We start from the raw sequence: 526 nt of genomic DNA, 5'->3' as shown, positions 1-526 counted from the left end.
CAGGCGGCCATCGGTGTCCACCGCGATGTGGCGCTTGCAGCCCTTGAGCCGCTTGGCAGCATCATAGCCCCCACCGCCCGGCGCATGAGGCGACTTCACCGTCTGGCTGTCCAGAACCCCGGCCGAAGGACTGGCCTCTCGCCCGACCCGCTCGCGATCGAGCATGAGGGCAATGTTATGCAGGGTGACGAACAGGAACCGCCGCACGAGCCGCCGGAACCACCAGTAGATCGTCTGCCATGGTCCGAAGTGGACCGGCAGCATGCGCCAGCCGCATCCCGCCCGCGCCAGGTAGCGGATCGCGTTCAGCACCTCACGCAGGTCAATGCCAGGGCGCCTGCCGCGGGCACTGCTGGGCGGCAGCAGAGGCTGAACCACATGCCACTCCTGATCCGTCAGGTCTGTCGGATAGCGGCGCCGCTCGAAGGCTGCCTGGCGGGCACGGTGTTCCTTGGTCCACATCCAGCCCATCTGGGCACACGATGTCCCCTGAACACCTCAACACCCGCATTCTCAAACGGGCACT

At 66.5% G+C, this 526-nt stretch carries 1 protein-coding gene; it reads right to left on the bottom strand.

The annotated features are described in order from the left end of the window. The coding region (locus CR165_RS24255) for an IS5 family transposase (protein ID WP_181378361.1) at positions 1-462 on the bottom strand (462 nt) is incomplete at its 3' end. Between the last annotated feature and the right edge of the window lie 64 nt (positions 463-526).

The sequence above is a fragment of the Teichococcus aestuarii genome (genome assembly GCF_003116135.1).
GTDB lineage: Bacteria > Pseudomonadota > Alphaproteobacteria > Acetobacterales > Acetobacteraceae > Pseudoroseomonas > Pseudoroseomonas aestuarii.
Note: the sequence above shows the minus strand (reverse complement) of the source record. Positions and strands in the feature narration are given on the sequence as shown.